Annotated in this window: 15 protein-coding genes; 5 read left to right on the top strand and 10 right to left on the bottom strand. The window is 61.0% G+C overall.

Annotated elements, in window-relative coordinates; genetic code table 11:
- Positions 1 to 6 precede the first annotated feature (6 nt).
- The 5 genes from frr to C7S18_RS02035 all read right to left on the bottom strand — a co-directional run bounded on the left by frr (position 7) and on the right by C7S18_RS02035 (position 8,449).
- Positions 7 to 564, bottom strand: a complete 558-nt coding sequence (gene frr, locus C7S18_RS02055; protein ID WP_106889977.1) for a ribosome recycling factor — start codon at positions 562 to 564, stop codon at positions 7 to 9.
- A 300-nt stretch (positions 565 to 864) separates the two neighbouring features.
- The gene (locus tag C7S18_RS02050) at positions 865 to 1,983 is read right to left on the bottom strand and encodes a YbdK family carboxylate-amine ligase (protein ID WP_106889976.1); all 1,119 of its coding nucleotides are present in this window, start codon (positions 1,981 to 1,983) and stop codon (positions 865 to 867) included.
- A gap of 1 nt (position 1,984) precedes the next feature.
- Positions 1,985 to 3,169 carry a cation:proton antiporter gene (locus C7S18_RS02045; protein ID WP_106889975.1) on the bottom strand — a complete coding sequence of 395 codons (1,185 nt, stop codon included), beginning with the start codon at positions 3,167 to 3,169 and terminating at the stop codon, positions 1,985 to 1,987.
- Between the two features lie 320 nt (positions 3,170 to 3,489).
- Positions 3,490 to 5,289 (bottom strand): acyl-CoA dehydrogenase, encoded by a 1,800-nt coding sequence (locus C7S18_RS02040; protein WP_106889974.1) that lies wholly within the window; start codon positions 5,287 to 5,289, stop codon positions 3,490 to 3,492.
- A gap of 10 nt (positions 5,290 to 5,299) precedes the next feature.
- On the bottom strand, positions 5,300 to 8,449 hold the full coding sequence (locus tag C7S18_RS02035; RefSeq protein WP_106889973.1) for a beta propeller repeat protein: 3,150 nt from the start codon (positions 8,447 to 8,449) through the stop codon (positions 5,300 to 5,302).
- A 522-nt stretch (positions 8,450 to 8,971) separates the two neighbouring features.
- Here C7S18_RS02035 and iadA point away from each other — a divergent pair.
- From iadA to C7S18_RS02005, 5 genes are all read left to right on the top strand, one after another.
- Complete coding sequence (iadA, locus tag C7S18_RS02030) at positions 8,972 to 10,147, top strand: beta-aspartyl-peptidase (RefSeq protein ID WP_170113056.1); 1,176 nt, start codon at positions 8,972 to 8,974, stop codon at positions 10,145 to 10,147.
- A 200-nt stretch (positions 10,148 to 10,347) separates the two neighbouring features.
- Complete coding sequence (locus C7S18_RS02020; RefSeq protein ID WP_106889970.1) at positions 10,348 to 11,508, top strand: acyl-CoA dehydrogenase family protein; 1,161 nt, start codon at positions 10,348 to 10,350, stop codon at positions 11,506 to 11,508.
- A gap of 87 nt (positions 11,509 to 11,595) precedes the next feature.
- Complete coding sequence (locus C7S18_RS02015; protein ID WP_106889969.1) at positions 11,596 to 12,327, top strand: prolipoprotein diacylglyceryl transferase; 732 nt, start codon at positions 11,596 to 11,598, stop codon at positions 12,325 to 12,327.
- Positions 12,312 to 13,733: a radical SAM protein gene (locus C7S18_RS02010; RefSeq protein ID WP_106889968.1), complete on the top strand. Its 1,422-nt coding sequence runs from the start codon at positions 12,312 to 12,314 to the stop codon at positions 13,731 to 13,733. The genes C7S18_RS02015 and C7S18_RS02010 overlap by 16 nt, the downstream gene beginning before the upstream one ends.
- A 31-nt stretch (positions 13,734 to 13,764) precedes the next feature.
- Entirely contained in the window at positions 13,765 to 14,169 is a 405-nt protein-coding gene (locus tag C7S18_RS02005; protein WP_106889967.1) for a VOC family protein, read from the top strand.
- 86 nt (positions 14,170 to 14,255) lie between these two features.
- On the opposite strand, the gene C7S18_RS02000 is transcribed toward C7S18_RS02005, so the two are convergent.
- The 5 genes from C7S18_RS02000 to C7S18_RS01980 all read right to left on the bottom strand — a co-directional run bounded on the left by C7S18_RS02000 (position 14,256) and on the right by C7S18_RS01980 (position 18,412).
- Positions 14,256 to 15,890 (bottom strand): FMN-binding glutamate synthase family protein, encoded by a 1,635-nt coding sequence (locus C7S18_RS02000; protein ID WP_106889966.1) that lies wholly within the window; start codon positions 15,888 to 15,890, stop codon positions 14,256 to 14,258.
- Between the two features lie 82 nt (positions 15,891 to 15,972).
- Positions 15,973 to 17,109 carry a glutathionylspermidine synthase family protein gene (locus tag C7S18_RS01995; protein WP_106889965.1) on the bottom strand — a complete coding sequence of 379 codons (1,137 nt, stop codon included), beginning with the start codon at positions 17,107 to 17,109 and terminating at the stop codon, positions 15,973 to 15,975.
- Complete coding sequence (locus tag C7S18_RS01990) at positions 17,109 to 17,630, bottom strand: hypothetical protein (protein WP_106889964.1); 522 nt, start codon at positions 17,628 to 17,630, stop codon at positions 17,109 to 17,111. Before C7S18_RS01990 ends, C7S18_RS01995 begins: the two co-directional genes overlap by 1 nt.
- 1 nt (position 17,631) lies before the next feature.
- Positions 17,632 to 18,021, bottom strand: a complete 390-nt coding sequence (locus C7S18_RS01985; protein ID WP_170113055.1) for a DUF350 domain-containing protein — start codon at positions 18,019 to 18,021, stop codon at positions 17,632 to 17,634.
- Between the two features lie 13 nt (positions 18,022 to 18,034).
- The gene (locus C7S18_RS01980; RefSeq protein ID WP_206207958.1) at positions 18,035 to 18,412 is read right to left on the bottom strand and encodes a hypothetical protein; all 378 of its coding nucleotides are present in this window, start codon (positions 18,410 to 18,412) and stop codon (positions 18,035 to 18,037) included.
- Positions 18,413 to 18,499: the final 87 nt, after the last annotated feature.

The raw sequence follows: 18,499 nt of genomic DNA, 5'->3' as shown, positions 1-18,499 counted from the left end.
CGCCAATCAGAGCTGCAACAGCTCTTGCTCTTTGGCCCTGACCACGGCGTCGACGTCGGCAACAAACTTGTCGGTCAACTTCTGAATGTCGGTCTCGGCCTTCCGCTCCTCGTCTTCCGAAATCTGCTTCTCTTTGAGCAGGTCCTTGACGTGGGTCATCGCGTCGCGACGCACATTGCGGATCGCTACTTTCGTGTTCTCGCCCTCGTGCGCCACGTGCTTGGCAAGCTCTTTGCGGCGCTGCTCGGTGAGCGGCGGCAAGTTGATTCGGATCACTTGGCCCGCGGTGGTCGGCGTCAGCCCGAGATCGGACGTCATGATGGCCTTTTCAATCGGCTGCACCATGGCCTTTTCCCAAGGCGTGATGGTCAGCGACCGCGAGTCCTGCACGGCAATCGTGGCCACCTGCGACAACGGCATGTCGGAGCCGTAGTAGCTGATTTTCAGGTGATCGACGAGCGCGGTCGTTGCCCGACCCGTACGGAGCTTGGCCAGCTCAGACTTCAGGGCCTCAATGCACTTCTTCATCCGCACGTCGGCGTCTTGTTTGATCGGATTGATCATGGATTCCACTCCACCGGTTCTTATCAACGGCGGAGTATAACGGGCTCGGGGCGGCGACCGAAGGCCGAATCCGGGACAAGCCCGGAATCGCCTATTATTACGTTTTAATTCAAATACTTAATAAAACCCGCGGTCCGTAGGGCGCAATTGGCGCAGCGCATTGCGCCGAACGGGTCAGCCTCGAACCCGTCGTGCCATGGCATCGCGCCTACACCGAAATCTGATCGGCAGTTTACGCGCCGTCGAAGCGATGTCGCGACCTCGCGGTGCAATGCGCTGCGCTTATTGCGGGCTACTTTTCTACGTTGCGCCGCGGAACCAACCGACTGCCGCCTGCACCATGCCCTCGGCGCTGCCGCTGCGATCGTAAACGGTGCGGAGGCGTTGGGCGTCGTTGCCGTCGCGAATGACGGCTTCGATTCGCTCAAGCGCGGCTTCTGCAGACAGCGAATAGGCGTAGGGCGCCAACTCGCGTACTGTCGCCAGAATATCCTCGCGGATCGAAATCAGGTTCAGATCACGCGGGTGGACAGTTTGGCCATCAAGGCCAAACCGGCAGGCCTGAAAGCGGTTGTAGTTGTAGACCAGATAATCGTCTTCGGCCAAAGGCGGCTGGCGATCAAGCAGCATCGCGCAGAGACATTGCAGGTATGCAGCGAGCGCGGCTGCATGCTCGACGCTCAGCGGTGTATCGCAGACGCGGAGTTCAATGGTGCCGTATTCCGGTTTGGGGCGGATGTCCCAATAGAAGTCCTTCATGCTTTTGACAACGCCGGTGCGCTCCATCTTGGTGAAATAGACGTTCGCGAACTCCTCCCAGCTCAGCACAAACGGCGCCCGACCCGCCAACGGAAACGCCGACACCGAATTCAGGCGCGCGGAGTGAAACTGCGTATCGGTACTCTGCACGAACGGCGACGACGCAGACAGCGCAACAAAGTGCGGCACGTAGCGATTGAGCCCATGCAGCAACCGCAACGCCTCGTCACCATTGCGACAGCCAATATGCACATGCTGACCGAACACGGTGAACTGCTTGGCCAGATACCCGTACAGATTCGATACTTCGCGAAAGCGCGGTTTGGGGAAGATGCGTTGCTCCGACCACATCTGAAACGGATGGGTGCCGCCGCCACAGACGCCCACATTCAAACGATCACCGCCTTTGACCAGCGCATCGCGAATTGCCAGCAGTTGCGCGCGCGCCGGCTCGTAGCGATGCTGCACCGTCGTACAGACTTCGATCATGCTGCTGGTGATTTCCGGCGTGACATTGCCAGGAAACGGCGCGCGCTGCAGCAGATTGAGCAAATCCGGGCTCGCCGAGTTGAGGTCAAAGTCGCTGAGGCTCACCAACTGCAACTCAAGCTCCACGCCCATCGTAAGCGCTTCGGACTTCGTGAATTCTTGCAAAGGCATCTTAGACCTCCTCCTCGGTTTCGCCGGCCCATTTCAGGGATAGGCGGGTCAAGAACGGGCCGAGCACCTCCATACTCAATACCAACGCTGCCAAGGCCGGAATCTCGTTGACGAGTTTTGGACCGATCTCGGGCGTTTGCTCCAATAACAGAATGACGAACGCCGACATGGGCGCCATCGCCAATCCCACCAGCGCCCCCTTCCGATAGGTGGAGCCACTGAGCGTCGCGAGCCCGGTCGTGACCAGCATGGTTGAGCCGAGCCTGGCCATCACGATCAGAACCGCAAGGCCTATCCCGGCAAGCACCGCATTGATATTGAGCGTTGCCGCGACAAACACGAACAGAAACAGCGATAACAGCTCGCCCATCACTCCGAAATCGCGATGCCGGGCGGCCAGGATCACGCCCTGCGAACGCACGACCATCCCAAATACGAGGCTGACGACGATCGACGATAGATCCAGAACCTGACTGCAGCCGACGGCGACGAAGAGCCCGAGAATCAGGACCAGATCGCTGTCTCGCGGCGTGCGTTTGAGTGCGCGCAATAGTGCCGGCAGCAAAGTCCCGAATGCGGCGCCGATCAGCGCCGAACCGAACACCACCCAAAGACTCGCAACGCCAGCATCCCACCACGCGCCAGAGCGTTGGTAGAGATGCCAGCCCACCATGGCCTTGAACAGCAACACCGCATAGATGCAGTTCAGTGCCGAGAAGTGCAGCAGCCGTTCGACGACTTGCCCGCTGGCCCGGGTTTCATGAATGACTCGGATCACCGTTGCCGGCGATGTTGGCACCGCGAGACTTGCGAGCAACAACGCTGACATCGGCGCGAGACCAAACTCCTGAGCGATCATCAGCACCGAAAAAAAGGTCAACAACGCTTCCAGCAAACTGATCACCAGCATCCACGGGTTGCGCCTGAACCAGGACCAGTTGATGCGGTAGCCGCACTCGAACAGCAGCAGACCGAACGCCACGTTGGCGAGCAGCACCATCGCTTTGCTCGGACGCTCGGGGAGCAACCCAAGTTGTGCGCCGCCCAACGCGAAGCCGATCAACGCGTAGGTACTGATTCGCGGCAAGCGAATACTACGTGACAGAAACTCGGCCAGCGCAAACGCAATGACGCATACCAATGGCCAAGCCAGTTCTGACGGGATACTTTCCAACCAAGTGGGCATGTGGGGCTCCTGGTTCGGCTCACCACATCGAGCCGGATAATCAGCGGAACGCGGTGATCAACCACCGCGCCCATGACAAGCGTCCGGGATGCCTCAACGCATCATGCGAACGCTCCCAAGCGATGGCTCGAACATGCGCGAGCCATCAAGTCACAGCGACGTTGCTGCGACCGGTAGGGCCATCAAACTTAGTACCGCAAATGTTATCGATGCGTTGCCAAACGAGCGAATTTCGTGAGCATCACGTGAAATCAGCGAGGCGGTTCAACGCAACGGTCTCAGGCCGTATCAAGAATCCGCCTGCAGACGGAGCACCGACCTCAAAACCACGCCGCCTGAAAGTGATACGCCGCACACTCATCGGATTCGATGGCCCGGAACGCCTGCTCGGTGCTCGGCAGCTCCGTCGCGAAAAACGCTTTGGCCGCAGCAACACGCGCCTCATAGAAACCATGATCAGTGGCGGCACCGGATTCCAGACCATGCGTTGCGCGGTGCGCCATGTCCAGCCACATCCACGCAATGACACCGTGCCCCAACACATGCATGACGTGCTGCGCGTGGGCCAGCGCCGGTCGAATGTCCCCGCTCGCCATGCGCGCACCCAACTGCCGCACGACACCGACCACGCGTTCAAAATGCGCCCGCAACGCGGCCGACACGTCGTGCAGCGACGCATGCACTTCGGCCTTGGCCACACTCGTGTGCACTTTGGCCAATAGCACCTTCAAGGCGATGCCATCGTGCATCATGACCTTGCGTCCGAGCAGATCGAGCGCTTGAATGCCGTTCGTGCCTTCATGGATCGGATTGATGCGGTTGTCGCGCCAGCATTGCTCAACCGGGTACTCGCGGGTGTAGCCATAACCGCCGAGAATCTGGATCGCGAGATCGTTGGCGTCCAGACAGTACTGCGAGCTCCAGGATTTCACGATGGGCGTCAGGAGTTCGAGGAGCGCATTGATCTCGCGGCGGGCATCGATCTCTGCCAAATGTTCGGCATCGACCAATTGCGACGCGTAAAGACCGAGCGCCAGAGCGCCTTCCACTAGCAGCTTCTGCCGCAACAGCATGCGCCGCACATCGGCGTGCTCGATGATCGGTACGGGCGGGCTGCTGGCATCTTTTTGATCGGGATGCCGACCTTGCCGGCGTTCCTTCGCATATTGCAGCGAATACAAATATCCGACGAGGCCGTTCGCGATCGCGCCCATGCCGACCGCGATGCGTTCCTCGTTCATCATATGAAACATGTAAGCCAGACCTTGATTCGGCTGACCGATCAGCTCGCCAAAACAGTCGTCTTGCTCGCCGAACTTGAGGAACGTGTTGACGCTGCCGCGTTGACCCAACTTGTGATTGAGACCGGCCAAACGCACGTCATTGCGCTCACTTGGATTGCCCGAAGCATCGAGCCGCCAGCGCGGCACGATGAACAGACTGATCCCGCGCACCCCAGCCGGAGCGCCTTCAATCCGGGCCAGCACCAGATGCACGATGTTGTCGCCGAGTTCGTGATCGCCCGCCGAGATCCACATCTTGGCACCGCGCAGACGATAGCTGCCATCCGGCATGACCACTGCCGTGGTTCGGATATCGCCGAGCGAGCTGCCCGCTTGCGGCTCCGACAAACACATGGTGCCAAAGAAGCGGCCCTGCACAATCGGGTCCATGTAGCGACGCTGCTGTGCTTCGCTGCCATGAGCGCGCAACAAATTGGCGGCCGCGCGCGCCAGTGAGGGATAGGCCACTGTTCCGGGATTCGCGCCCGCAAACAGCAGATCGCACGCCGACGCGATCACGAATGGCAACTGCATGCCGCCACGCTCGAAATCTTCGAGTGCGGTGGAGAACCCAGCCTCGTTATAAGCGGCCACCGCCTCACCGATTTCCGGAATCAGCACGACCTTGCCGTCGACCATCTGCGGCTCGTTGGCATCGGACTTCCGGTTGTGCGGCAGAAACTTGTCGACCGCCAACCGATGCGCGAGCTCGATGGTCGCGTCGAACGTGGCGCGGCTGTGCTCGGCAAAACGCTCGGATTCGCACAGGGATTCCACCTTCAACACTTCGTAAAGCAGGAAGTCGAGCAGGCGGCGGTCGATCAAGGGACTCTGCATGGATCAGTACTCAGTGCACGATGTGGGGAACATTGGCTGCCTTCAGCGCCGATTCGATTGGCGCGAGGTGCTCATCGAGCAATTGTTGCAGGTCTGCCTCGCGTGCGCCGAGTTCGGCCTCCAACTCCTTCTGGCGACCGAGCATGCCCTCCGTCGGCGCATGATCACTCGACTGCGACCAGTCGTAGAGTGGCGACAACTGCGAGTAGAGCTTGGCACCGCCTTCGCGGCCGGCCAGCACGTCGTACACCACTTCGGCATCCGGATTGTGCACGGCGCGCTCCAGTTCACCGGCTTTCTTCTCGGCGGCTTCGAGCTCTGCGAGCACGTTGACCAAGTCGGAGCGCGTGCCGAGCCGCTGCCGCAGATCCTTCAATTGCGTGGCAACACCCGAGAATGTATTGACCAGGGTATTCGCCCGATCCAACAACGCGATGGTCTTGCGGGCAAAATCGAAGCTCGCCTGCATGTCGACGGCACTGATCTCGGTGCGTGGATCGGCGACAACCGTCAGCGATGCCTCGCTGATCGTGGTGCCGTTTAGAAGGCGCAGGCGATACGTGCCCGGCACGAGCAGCGGGCCCCGTTCCGGATTGCCCGCATCGAGCTTCGCGTTCAGGCGTTTCGCACCATTCGCGCGGAGATCGAAGTGAATCTGATTGAAGCCCTTGCTGGTGGTCAGATCGGGTTCGGGGGCACTACTTGGTTCATCGGCGTCATCTTCGGGATATTTCGCAGCCGTGGCCACAGACGACAGCGTGCGCACCACCTGCCCCTTGCCATCGATGACCTCAAGTTGAAGCGTCTGATCCGGCTTCAACGCTTCCGGCAGCCAATAGCTGATCGACGCGCCATACGCTTTGCCTTCGATCTCACCGGCCCGCGCAAAGTCCCAGCGGTCATCCGAGCGAATCCGCAATCCGGCTCCGACATGCAACAACGCCTGCTTGCTGGCATCGCGCGCGAGCAGGGCCTTGAGCGCCGCCACATCGTCGAGCACCCACAAAGCGCGCCCACGCGTACCGATGATCAGATCGCCGTGACGGGCTTCCAGATCCACGACGGCGACGACGGGCAGGTTCAAGGTCAGCGCTTCCCAATTGGCGCCGCGATTGCGGCTGAACCAAAGTCCACGATCGCTGCCGAGATACAGCATGTTCGCATCGGTCTCATCCTCGCGAACGACCCAAAGCGGCAGATCGTCCGGCAACCCTTTGGTCAGCAGCGTCCAGCTCTTGCCGAGATCGGTGGTGCGGAACACGTACGGTTTTTGATCCGCGAGGCGATAGCGGTGGGCGACGACATAGGCGGTGTTGGCATCGAAGCGTGATGGCTCGATCGACTCGATCGTTGCCCAATCGGGCAAACCCTTCGGCGTGACCAGGCGCCAGTTCTTGCCACCGTCTTCGGTGACATGGACGAGACCGTCGTCAGTGCCGGCCCAGATCTGCCCGGCGCGCAGTGGCGATTCGGCAATCGAGAACACAGTGTCGTAGGTTTCGACACCGGTGATGTCGCCAGTGATCGGGCCACCCGACCAATCCTGACGCTCGCGATCGTTGCGGGTCAGATCGGGCGAGATCGCGGTCCAGCTGGCGCCTTGATCATCGCTCTGAAACACCACTTCGGCACCATGGTAGATCCGGCCGTCGTGATGTGGCGAGTCGGCAATCGGTGCGGTCCATTGAAAGCGATGCTTGAGCTCTTTCGGCTTGATGCCGGACGGATTCGCGGGCCACGTCGCAATCGTGCGGTATTGGCCCGTTCCCTCCACATAGTGCGAGATGAAGCCGCCGTATTCGCCCGCGTAAATGTGGCCGACCTGTTTCCGATCAAACACGAAATCACCGGCTTCGCCGCCGCCGACGAAGCGCCAATCAGCCAGATTGCAGCCACTGTTGACCCAACACGTATTGGGACCGGACGCGGTGCCCCAATCCTGAACAGTGCCGCCCACGTGATACGGCTGCCGGTCGTCGGCGTCGATATTGTAGAACTGCGCCAGTGGCAGCGGCGGTGAATACCAGGTGCCACCGCCGTCATGACTGACATCGATGCCGCCATCATTGCCGCTGTAGACGTGGCTCGGATCTTCGGGATCGATCCACACGTCGTGATGATCGCCATGATAGGGCCCATCGATCTGCTGTACGGTCTTGCCACCGTCGATCGTGCGCAAAAGCGGCACTTGTGGAAACCAGACCACGTTGTCATTGGTCGGGTCGATCGTCAGATTCATGTAGTACCAGGCGCGCTGGCGCAGCGCATGATGGTCGCTGACGCGTTTGAATGTCTTGCCAGCATCATCCGAGCGGAACAAGCCGCCCTCTTTCGCCTCAATCAACGCATAGACGCGCGCGGAATTGGTGGGTGCAACCGCCACGCCGACCTTGCCCCAATCGCCGTCGGGCAAACCACTGCCCGTGAGCTGCTTCCAGGTCGTGCCGCGATCATCCGACCGATACAGGCCGCTGCCTGGGCCGCCGCTAATGGCCTGCCACGGCATTCGGCGGAACTGCCAAAGCCCGGCAAACAGGATGCGCGGATTGTTGGGATCAATGGCAACCATCGACGCGCCGGTGTCGGCGTTCTTGTAAAGCACGCGTTCCCAAGTCTCGCCGCCATCCTCGGTTCGATAGACCCCTCGATCCTCATTCGGGCCGAACGGCGAGCCGAGCACGGCAGCGTAGGCGGTGTCGGGATCGTTTGGATCCACCGCGATTTCGCCAATCTGGCCGTGCGTCTTCCACACTTGCTTCCAGGTACTGCCAGCATCCGTGGATCGCCAGATGCCGAGACCGATCTGCACATTGCCGCGTGGGTTGCCTTCGCCGCCGCCGACGTAAATGACGTTCGGGTCGGACGGTGCGATCGCAATCGAACCGATCGACTGTGTGGCCTGATCATCAAAGATCGATTCGAAATTGCGGCCACCGTCGGTGGACTTCCAGACGCCGCCCTGTGCCGCAGTGAAGTAGATCGTCGAAGGATCTCCCGGCACACCAGCGACACCGGTCAGCCGGCCACCGACTGCTGGCCCGATCAACCGATAAGACAAGGCCCCGAACGGCTTTTCAGCCTCAGCCGGAGGCGCCGAAGCAATGGCTCCGGCGCTGAGCAAGGCGAGCGCAAACAGGCTTGCCGACACAACATGGCGCATAAATCCTCCAATACGAAGACAGCGTTACAAAGACAGGACATTCATTAGAAGCGCGCCGGTCCCAGGCACAATTCTGGTCGCGCATCCGGCACGTATCCGGGCGCGCGCGACGCAATCACGGGTGCCAAGACACCCTGGGCTTGCCCTCCTTGGCAAACCCCAGCGGGCTGGCGATCGCCACCCAACCAAATGGAATCCGACCTTAGCCCGAAGTTGCAGACGCCAGCAACGGCCATTGGGTTTGAAAGCGTGACGGGCCGACCGTTGTTGCAGAAACAATCGTTGCCAAAAACCACTCAAGAATTCGTGTGGTCGTCCGAAAATAGGCAGAAGCCACCGTGGCGGGGCCCGCAATCCAAGTCTGTCGCGATGCAGCAACGATTTTCTCGGACGTGCTGGCATTTTCGATCGTTTTGCCTGATCCTGGACGACGATCCGGGGCCTGCCCGGCCCGCGGCGGACCAGACGCCGCGCGACCGCCACAGCGGCCACAGGCGCGCCACATTATTTGGGAGTGATTGGATGAGTCATGATCTGTTGTTGATTCGCGGTGCGCATGTCATGGCGCCGGAAGACCGGGGGATTCAGGACGTTCTGATTGCGTGCGGCCGGGTCATCGCCATTGAGCCCAGCATCCGACCCAGTGGCATTGCCTACGACACCATTGATGCCGCCGGCCGTTTCCTCGTGCCAGGCCTCGTCGACTCGTTGGTACACATCAGCGGTGGCGGCGGTGAAGGCGGCTTTGCAACGCGCACGCCACCGTTGATCGTCAACGCCGCGTTTGCCGCTGGCGTCACCACGGTGATCGGCGCGCTCGGCACCGACGATGTCACGCGCAACCATGCCGACCTGCTCGGGACCGCGCGCGCGCTGCGGTCGCAAGGCCTCAGCGCTTACGCACTGACCGGGTCGTACCGCATGCCGATCCGTACGCTCACCGGCAGTGTTCGCGATGATCTGGTGCTCATTCCGGAATTTCTTGGCGTTGGCGAAGTCGCGGTGGCCGATCATCGGGGGTCGCAGCCCACGGTCGCCGAACTCGCGCGCGTCGGTGGCGATGCCTTGGCCGGAGGGCTGTTGAGTGGCAAGTCCGGCACGGTGCTGGTGCACATGGGCGATCACGAAAGCGGCCTGTCACCCCTCATTGCCGCGAGCAGCGAATATGCGGTGCCCATCAAGCACTGGCTGCCCACGCATATCAATCGCCAACAGAGACTGTTGGACCAGGGTGTGAGCTGGGCGCGACTCGGCGGCCGGATCGATCTGACCACGAGCACGACGCCGGAATTGATCAAAGCCGGAGACATCCCCGGCGCCGATGCGCTCGCCTACCTGTTCAAAGCCGGCATCCCAGCCAGCCAGATCAGCATGAGCAGCGACGGCCAGGCCAGCCTGCCGGTGTTTGACGAGAATGGCCGCTTCAAAGGACTTGATGTGGCGCCGATCAGCAGCCTGATTCGCGATGTGCAGGCAGCAGTGCGCGAGCATCGTCTGCCGCTCACGGAGGTCCTCGCGACGGTGACGCTGACGCCCGCGGAGTGCTGGCAGTTGCCAAGCAAAGGTCGGGTCGCGGTTGGCGCGGATGCCGACCTGCTGCTGCTCGATCGGGACAGCCTGGAGCTGACGCATACGATTGCCGCCGGGGTGTCGCGGGACGTGTTTGAGCGGCGCGCCAAAGTCGCGGCGGCGGGCTGAGGTCCCGCGTCCGTCATCGTCAAAGCCAAAACCAGCCGATGTCCAGCGCCTTGCCGGGTTCTCGACCGCGCCTTGACGCGCGCCAATAGACGCTCTGGCGCATTGCAGGCACGCCGGTTCGGGCCTTTGGTTCGAGACTTCGCTCGGATTCGGCCTGATAGAATCGCAGACCTGCCCTTTCCCCTCCAACGGTGAACCCCATGGATTTTTCCTTTACCGAAGAGCAATTGATGATCCGCGACGTGGCCCGCCGCATCGCCCAGGAAAAAATCGCGCCGAGCGCCGAGCACTACGACAAGTCTGGCGAGTTCCCGCTCGATAACATCAAGTTGCTCGGCGAGAATGGCCTGATGGGCATTGAAGTGCCGGCGGAATACGGCGGCGCGGGCATGGACCCGGTGGCATATGTTCTGGCCATGATGGAAATTGCCGAGGGCGATTGCGCGCACTCGACCATCATGTCGGTCAACAATTCGCTGTTCTGCAACGGCATTTTGAAGTTTGGCACCGAGGCGCAGAAGCAACTCTATGTGCGCGCCATTGCCGAGGGCAAAGCCATCGGCGCGTTTGCGCTGACTGAGCCGCAGTCCGGATCGGACGCCACGGCCATGCGCTGCAAGGCCACCAGACAGGCTGACGGCACGTTTGTGATCAACGGCAAAAAGAGCTGGATCACGTCGGGCCCGGTCGCCAAATACATCATCCTGTTCGCGATGAGCGACCAGAGCAAGGGCGCTCGTGGCATCACGGCGTTCATGATCGATACCGACAAGCCCGGCTTCCACCGCGGCAAGACCGAGCCGAAACTCGGCATTCGCGCGTCGGCCACCTGCGAGATCGAGTTCCAGGACTACGTGGCGACTGCCGATGAAGTGGTGGGCGCCGAAGGCGAAGGCTTCAAGATCGCGATGGGCGTGCTCGATGCCGGCCGTATCGGCATTGCCTCGCAGGCCGTGGGCTTGGCGAAGGCGGCCTACAAGGCGGCCGTCAACTACGTGAAAGAGCGCAAGAGCTTTGGCCAGCCGATCGGCTCGTTCCAGATGATCCAGGCCAAGATCGCCGATATGAAATGCCGGCTCGATGCCGCCGAACTGCTGACGCTGCGTGCCGGCTGGGCCAAGGCTCAGGCCGACAAGTCTGGCGGCCGGTTCTCGACGGAAGCTGCGGTGGCGAAACTGACCGCATCCGAAGCCGCAATGTTCATCACGCATCAGGCACTGCAAATCCACGGCGGCATGGGGTATTCGAAGGAAATGCCGCTGGAACGCTACTTCCGCGATGCCAAGATCACGGAGATCTACGAAGGCACGTCGGAAATTCAGCGCTTGGTGATTGCCCGTAACGAAACCGGGCTGCGCTGAAGCAATGCCGCACGCGCCCGATCGAATTGTTGATCGGGCGCTCGGCGCCTCGCCGCCGTTTCTGTGGGTCGCCGCGGGACGCTGACTATGGGATGGACCGGCCCACAATGGCATCTGCTCTTCGAACTGCTTGCCTACTTTATTGGCGGGCAACTCTACTGGCGGCTGCGCCGACGTGATCGCATCCATGCGGACCAGTTCGGCCAAGTGGGTATTCTCGTTGGCATAGTGCTCGGTGCCGCGATCGGATCGAAGCTCGCCTATTGGCTGGAACACCCTGCGTTCGCGTTTGCGGACTTCCCCAACCTGACGCATCTGGTCGGCGGCAAATCAATTGTCGGCGGGCTGCTCGGTGGGTTGCTTGGCGTAGAATGGGCCAAACGTTTGGTAAGTGTTCGCCAATCCACGGGCGATGCGCTGGTCTGGCCGTTGGCGATTGGCATGTCGATCGGTCGCGTCGGCTGCTTTGTTGCCGGCCTCAGCGACGCGACGTACGGGCTACCGAGCGCTGTACCGTGGGCCGTGGACTTCGGCGATGGCATCCCGCGACACCCTACCCAGCTCTACGAAATCGGCTGGCTGCTCGTCAGTGCCAGCTTCGTGTCGCTTGCCGGGAGGCGCTGGCAGATGGCGCCCGGCGATCGGTTCAAACTATTCCTGTCGGGCTACTTGCTGTGGCGATTGGTCATTGACGCGCTGAAACCGATACCGGAAGTCTATTGGCCCGGGCTCAGTGGGATTCAGTGGCTTTGCGTGGCCGGTTTGCTGTATTACCTGCCGCACCTCCACCGGATGCGGCAAACATGGGCCACAAGGTAAGACCTTACCTCTACTACGACCACGCCGTGTCCGTGTGCACGACCTGCCTGCGGCGCGTCGAAGCCAGCATCCTGATCAAAGACGAGCAGGTGTTCCTGGACAAGTGGTGCCCGGAACACGGACGCGAGCGCGTGTTGATTGCCGATGACGCGGCCTATTACCGCATGGCCCGCGAGCAGTTCATCAAGCCACCCGAGTTGCCGGACCGTTTCAATACCGAACGGCGCTATGGCTGCCCTTACGATTGCGGGCTGTGCCCCGAACACATGCAGCACAGCTGCCTGACGCTGATCGAAATCACTGATCAATGCAACCTGCGATGTCCGATCTGCTATGCCGATTCGGGCCCGCATCGTCCGGGGTTCCGCAGCCTCGCTGACATCGAGCGGATGCTGGACGCGGTGGTTGCGAACGAGGGCGAGCCCGATGTCGTGCAGATTTCGGGCGGTGAGCCGACGCTGCATCCGCAGTTCTTCGACATTCTGGACGCAGCGAGGCGCCGACCGATTCGCCATTTGATGGTCAACACGAATGGCATCGTGATCGCCAAAACGCCAGGCTTTGCCGAACGTCTGGCCACGTATATGCCCGGGTTCGAATTGTACTTGCAGTTTGATTCCCTGCGCGATGCCGTGCACCAGGATTTGCGCGGCGCCAACCTCCGCGAGATTCGCTTGGCGGCGCTCGAAAAGCTCAACGCGCTTGATATCTCGACGACGCTCGTGGTGACCGTCAAGCGCGGCGTCAACGACGCCGAGCTGGGCGAGATCATTGAGTTCGCCCTTCAGCAACCTTGCGTGCGGGGCGTGACGTTCCAGCCAATCCAGCATGCCGGCCGCGCCGAACAGTTCGATCCCGCGAAACACCGACTGACGCTGACCGAAGTGCGCCGCAAGATCCTCGCGCAGAGCACGCGCTTCAAACCGGAGGATCTGATTCCGGTGCCATGCAACCCGGATTGTCTGGCGATGGCGTATGCCCTCAAAGTGGGCGGACAGGTGCTGCCGCTGACCGGGCTGATCCCGAAGGACACGCTGGTCAACGCGGGCCGCAACACGATTGTCGTCGAACGGGATGAGGGCTTGCGCGAACAAGTGTTCAAGCTGTTTGCGACGAACCAGTCACCCGCCGCGCAGGCGTGCTCGTTGGCCGATTTGCTGTGTTGCCTCCCGCAAGTCGCCGCCCCGGCTGAACTCGGCTATCGGAACGTGTTCCGCGTGCTGATCATGGCGTTCATCGATGCGCACGCGTTTGACCTTCGTGCGGTCAAGAAAAGCTGCGTGCACATCGCCCAACCTGATGGCAAGATGATCCCGTTCGACACGTTCAACCTGTTCTATCGCGATGAGCGCGCGCAGCAGTTGGAAGCATTGCGAGCTCGGTTGCTAGCCGGAATTACGATGTAGGACCGTCCCGAATTCACTGAGAGAGCGTGCCATGCAGCCTGCCGTCAAGAAAGCCACACCGGTGTTGTTTGTCGAAACCATCGAGCCTTGTCTGCCCTTCTGGCGCGCGCTCGGCTTTCAGAACACGATCGAGGTCGGCGGCGAGCACGGGCTCGGTTTCTGCGGCCTCAGCAACGGGCTCGATGAGGTGATGTATCAGACGTTCGCCTCGCTGTCTGAGGACATGCCTGAGCTTGCCGAATCGGCGCGCAGCAACCGCACGTTTCTGTTTGTCGAAGTCGAGAAACTGGACGCGGTCATCGCTGCATTGCCTGATGGCCAGATGTTTTTACCGCGACGGCAAACGTTTTATGGCTCGCATGAAGTCGGCATGGTGGAACCCGGCGGACACTGGGTGGTGTTTGCCGAGTTTCCGGAGCGTCAGGCAGCTGGGTGAGCGCGGCTCGGGCAGACTGTGTCGGGCAGACCAGTCGCGGTAGACCGGGCCGGGCAGACACAGAGGTCTGCCCCTACGGGCGGCGATCAGACTAACTTGCTGCCGCGGAGCGATAGCGTGTGTGCGGGCGCCGCAAACGTATCGGGGCGCGCCACCTTCCAGAACACTTTGAACACCGGATGATCCGGCGTGTCACTCAAGAGTTCGTTCGGGCGCGCCCAGGCGTGCAGCGCCGCAAGCGAGCGCACTTCGGTGGATGACACGCGCCGAATGACATGCTCCGGACCGAGTTCGCTCGGATGCTGCAAGCCAGCGGCGGCGATGAGCTCCTTCAACGCCTTCATCGTGTTCTGATGGAACTGGTAGACCCGTTCGGATTTGTCGGGCACCACCAGCGCGCGCTGCCGCAATGCATCCTGAGTGGTGACGCCCGTCGGACACTTGCCGCTATGACACGTCTGGGCCTGAATGCATCCCAGCGCGAACATGAATCCACGTGCCGAATTGCACCAATCGGCGCCAATCGCCAAGGTGCGCGCGATATCAAAGGCCGTGACGATCTTGCCGCTGGCACCGATCCGGATCTGATTGCGCTTGCCGATGCCGACGAGCGTATTGTGGACGAGCATGAGCCCTTCGCGCAGCGGTGCGCCAACGTGGTCGGTGAATTCGAGTGGCGCCGCGCCGGTGCCCCCTTCACCACCATCGACGACAATGAAATCGGGGGTAATGCCGGTCTCGAGCATGGCCTTGGCGATGCCGAACCATTCCCAGGGATGCCCGATCGCGAGCTTGAAGCCGGTCGGTTTGCCACCCGACGCCACACGCAGTTTCTGCACGAATTCGAGCAGCCCAATCGGCGAATCGAACGCACTGTGACGCGCCGGTGACACACAATCCTCGCCCACCATGACACCACGCGCGGCGGCGATCTCCGGCGTTACTTTGGCCCCCGGCAACACGCCACCGTGGCCAGGCTTCGCGCCCTGCGACAGCTTGATTTCAATCATCCGCACTTGCTCGTGGCGCGCGTTCTCGATGAAGCGCTCCAGACTGAAACTGCCATCGCGGTTGCGGCAACCAAAGTAGCCGCTGCCAATCTCCCAAACGAGATCGCCACCCATTTCACGGTGGTACTGCGAGATCGAACCCTCGCCCGTATCGTGATAAAAGCCGCCCTTCTTCGCACCGGCATTGAGCGCCCGAACGGCATTCGCGCTGAGTGCGCCGAAACTCATGGCCGAGATATTGAACACGCTGGCCGAGTAAGTCGAACCATGGGCCGATTGACCGATCTCAAGACGAAAGTCGTGCGTCTTGGGCTCAGTAGGCGCCATGGAATGGTTGATCCACTCATAGTGCGCCTCATAGACATCGAGCTGCGTGCCGAAGGGCCGCTTGTCAACGTCGTTCTTGGCGCGCTGATAGGCGATCGAGCGCTGGACTCGCGAGAACGGCGTCTCCTCGGTGTCGTCTTCGAGCAGGTACTGACGGATCTCCGGGCGAATCTCTTCAAACAGAAACCGGAAGTGCGCCATGACCGGATAGTTTCGCCGGATTGCCTGGCGGGTCTGGGTGATGTCTCTTAAGCCAACCACCGTCAAGATGGCGAACGGCGCCGCGAGCCAGTAATAGCCTGGCATCTGCATCTGCGCCAGCACCAAACACAACACCGTGGCGGCGACGCAAAACGCAAACACGTAGTACCGCGATGGCAGCATGATGGGCTCCTTCTGGACGGGTTGATCTTAGCCAGAATGCAAGACCTGCCAAGGCCCAGATTCATTGCGCAGCGCGCGTCCCTCAGCGAAAGCGGTGCGGTACAAAGCAACTGGTGTTGCGCGTGATGGGTCCCACATCTTCGCGAATGCCAATGCCCGCTGCCACATCGCCAATGATCCAGGAGCCCACCACCGCGTGTCTGCCCGAAAACACAGGAAGGCGTTGGCTTGCTTGATACATTCCGCGCACCGTGGGTGCGTGTCCAACGGCGTCCGGAGAATTGAGGAAACACACGCCCTCGCCTTCGCGTTCCAGACAGGGCTTGAAGACGCATTCACCTGGCAGATCACCCGGTCGATGGGACGCGGGTAACAGATTAGGGTGACCGCGATGTTTGTTCCAGAGCCATACCAGGATGGCCTTGTCGGCCAGCAGCCGTTTCCAAGGGGGCTCGATCCAACGGGTGCGCGTCGTCAGCAGATGCGTGCCAAATTCTTCGGCCAGCATCCATTCCCACGGATAGAGCTTGAAGATCCGGGTGATTTCGCGGTGCTCGAGATCGGTAAAACAGTTTCGATCAAAGCCAATATCACCGATGTCGAGCGCGATCGTTTCGGTAGCGCCCGCCTGGATACAGGTGTCGCGCAGATACTCGCAGTTGCAATGATCCTCCAGGCTCTCCTGAAAGGTTGCAAAGTGAATCATGCCGGGGTTTGGGCCGATGACGTGCGGCCAGCGCGCGATCAGCGCCTCGTGAATGCTGTTGAACTGATCGAACCCGGACTCGCCGCGATCTTCAAGCCAGAACCACTGGACCACGCTGCTCTCGAGCAGGCTTGTCGGCGTGTCGGCATTGTATTCAAGCAGTTTGGGAGCATTGCGGCCATCGAAACACAGGTCCATTCGACCATAGAGGTGCGGCTCCTTGAGCGCATGACTGCGTTCGATGAGACTCGCTTCGGCTTCGCTCAGGCCGAATGCTGCGTAGTCGCCCTGTGCAACGATTTCGTCGACCGCATCGAGACACATTGCATGCAATTCGTTGGTAGCGGATTCGAGCCGATCGATCGCAGCACTACTGAATTCATAGCAGGCATCTTCGACCCAATAAGGGGTCGGCGCACCCGTTTCAGGATCGGCGAATTCGGCAAAGTCAAAGCCATGCTCGCGGACTCGAGTTCGCCAGTCGGCCCTTGGTGAAACGCGCAGCCGCTGCATCAGCCCAAAAACCCCGAGCGACCGGCGCGAACCGACCCGGTGCGCCCGAAGCCACCGCGCATGCCTGGTTCGAATCCTGGTGCCGGGCGACTGCCATATCGGGACGGCGCTTCCATACTGGTGCGCGCGACGCGACCCGATTCGATGCCGCGGCCCGGACCCGGGTCTGACGCCGTGCGTTGGGAACTGGTTTCCGCGTACCAAGGACCGTGATAGCGCAGCGTGCTGCGATCCTCGATTCGGGCGCTCTGGACATGCACCTCGGGCTCGGTCGCGCACTCCGATTCGGAATAATCCGCCAGGCATTCTGCACGCGTCGCATACAGATTTCGCTGCATCGGCGTACGGAACGAGTCGTACAGAATGGGTGCCATGACGACCACGCCGAGCAGGGTCAGCCAAATGTGGTCCGACCGCCGACGGCGTTCCTGGTCCGCGGCGAATTTGGCACCTTGCGACGGCGGCAGCGTTTGCTGCGCGAGATCTCGTTGCAGTTTGGCCTCACGCTTACGACGGGTCATGTCAGTCACTCATCGCGGCGGCGTTGAGCAGCCCGAGGCAGACCGCGGTCGCCGCATAAAGCAACGGCAGGGCAAGCTGGCCCGCCTCGATCTGCGCCCGCAGCTCGCGAAAGATCCAACGAAACGCGTAGTAGCCAAGCAACTGCACGATGCCGGCGACGAGCGCCCAGATCGACAAGTCGGTCAAGGACACACTGTGCATCAAGGCGCTTGCGATCGGCAATGCAAATCCCAGCATCACGCCAGAAAGCGACACCCCCGCAGCGACGTTGCCTTGCCGCAGCAATTCGCGCTCTCGATACGGGGTGATCATGGCGTACAGGAGCATGAACAGCGCGGTTGCGGCCACCGCAATCAGAAGGTACGCCGCAAAATTCTGAAGGGCAGTCATCAACATGGTCGTGTCACAGGGATTTCAAGGAGCGTGCGGTCAGACCAAGCCCGGCAGCCAGGAGACCCAGCATCATCAGGGTGCTGAACAGGCTGGCAGGCTCAAAATAGATGCGCAGATTCACGATGATGCCGGCGAAGATGATCAAGAGCCCGAGACCGAGCAGTAGCCAGCCCCAGATGGAGCGCCCATTGAAGAACAGGAGGCCGACGCCGAACAGAAATGGCAGAAGGCTCATACCAAACGCGTTCTGGCCATAGAGCAACCAAGGCCCCGACGTGACCGTGACCTGGTTCGTCAATAGATACCCGCCCAGAACGGTCAGCGCTACGCCGATCAAGAACATCGGAATGCCGCCGGGCGTCCCGCCGGCGCCAATCAGTTTGGGCATGGTGATCTCCTCTTTATCCCGGTCATTGTAGAGGGTTCTGTAACCGCATACTGGTTGGCCCGGCGATGAAGGTGCGTTGATAAGGTC

This window comes from Ahniella affigens, from assembly GCF_003015185.1.
Lineage (GTDB): Bacteria > Pseudomonadota > Gammaproteobacteria > Xanthomonadales > Ahniellaceae > Ahniella > Ahniella affigens.
Note: the sequence above shows the minus strand (reverse complement) of the source record. Positions and strands in the feature narration are given on the sequence as shown.

Coding starts and splice junctions, on each gene's coding strand:
- frr (WP_106889977.1), bottom strand. CDS start 564: ATGATCAATCCGATCAAACAAGACGCCGACGTGCGGATGAAGAAGTGC.
- C7S18_RS02050 (WP_106889976.1), bottom strand. CDS start 1,983: ATGCCTTTGCAAGAATTCACGAAGTCCGAAGCGCTTACGATGGGCGTG.
- C7S18_RS02045 (WP_106889975.1), bottom strand. CDS start 3,169: ATGCCCACTTGGTTGGAAAGTATCCCGTCAGAACTGGCTTGGCCATTG.
- C7S18_RS02040 (WP_106889974.1), bottom strand. CDS start 5,289: ATGCAGAGTCCCTTGATCGACCGCCGCCTGCTCGACTTCCTGCTTTAC.
- C7S18_RS02035 (WP_106889973.1), bottom strand. CDS start 8,449: ATGCGCCATGTTGTGTCGGCAAGCCTGTTTGCGCTCGCCTTGCTCAGC.
- iadA (WP_170113056.1), top strand. CDS start 8,972: ATGAGTCATGATCTGTTGTTGATTCGCGGTGCGCATGTCATGGCGCCG.
- C7S18_RS02020 (WP_106889970.1), top strand. CDS start 10,348: ATGGATTTTTCCTTTACCGAAGAGCAATTGATGATCCGCGACGTGGCC.
- C7S18_RS02015 (WP_106889969.1), top strand. CDS start 11,596: ATGGGATGGACCGGCCCACAATGGCATCTGCTCTTCGAACTGCTTGCC.
- C7S18_RS02010 (WP_106889968.1), top strand. CDS start 12,312: ATGGGCCACAAGGTAAGACCTTACCTCTACTACGACCACGCCGTGTCC.
- C7S18_RS02005 (WP_106889967.1), top strand. CDS start 13,765: ATGCAGCCTGCCGTCAAGAAAGCCACACCGGTGTTGTTTGTCGAAACC.
- C7S18_RS02000 (WP_106889966.1), bottom strand. CDS start 15,890: ATGCTGCCATCGCGGTACTACGTGTTTGCGTTTTGCGTCGCCGCCACG.
- C7S18_RS01995 (WP_106889965.1), bottom strand. CDS start 17,109: ATGCAGCGGCTGCGCGTTTCACCAAGGGCCGACTGGCGAACTCGAGTC.
- C7S18_RS01990 (WP_106889964.1), bottom strand. CDS start 17,630: ATGACCCGTCGTAAGCGTGAGGCCAAACTGCAACGAGATCTCGCGCAG.
- C7S18_RS01985 (WP_170113055.1), bottom strand. CDS start 18,021: ATGACTGCCCTTCAGAATTTTGCGGCGTACCTTCTGATTGCGGTGGCC.
- C7S18_RS01980 (WP_206207958.1), bottom strand. CDS start 18,412: ATGCCCAAACTGATTGGCGCCGGCGGGACGCCCGGCGGCATTCCGATG.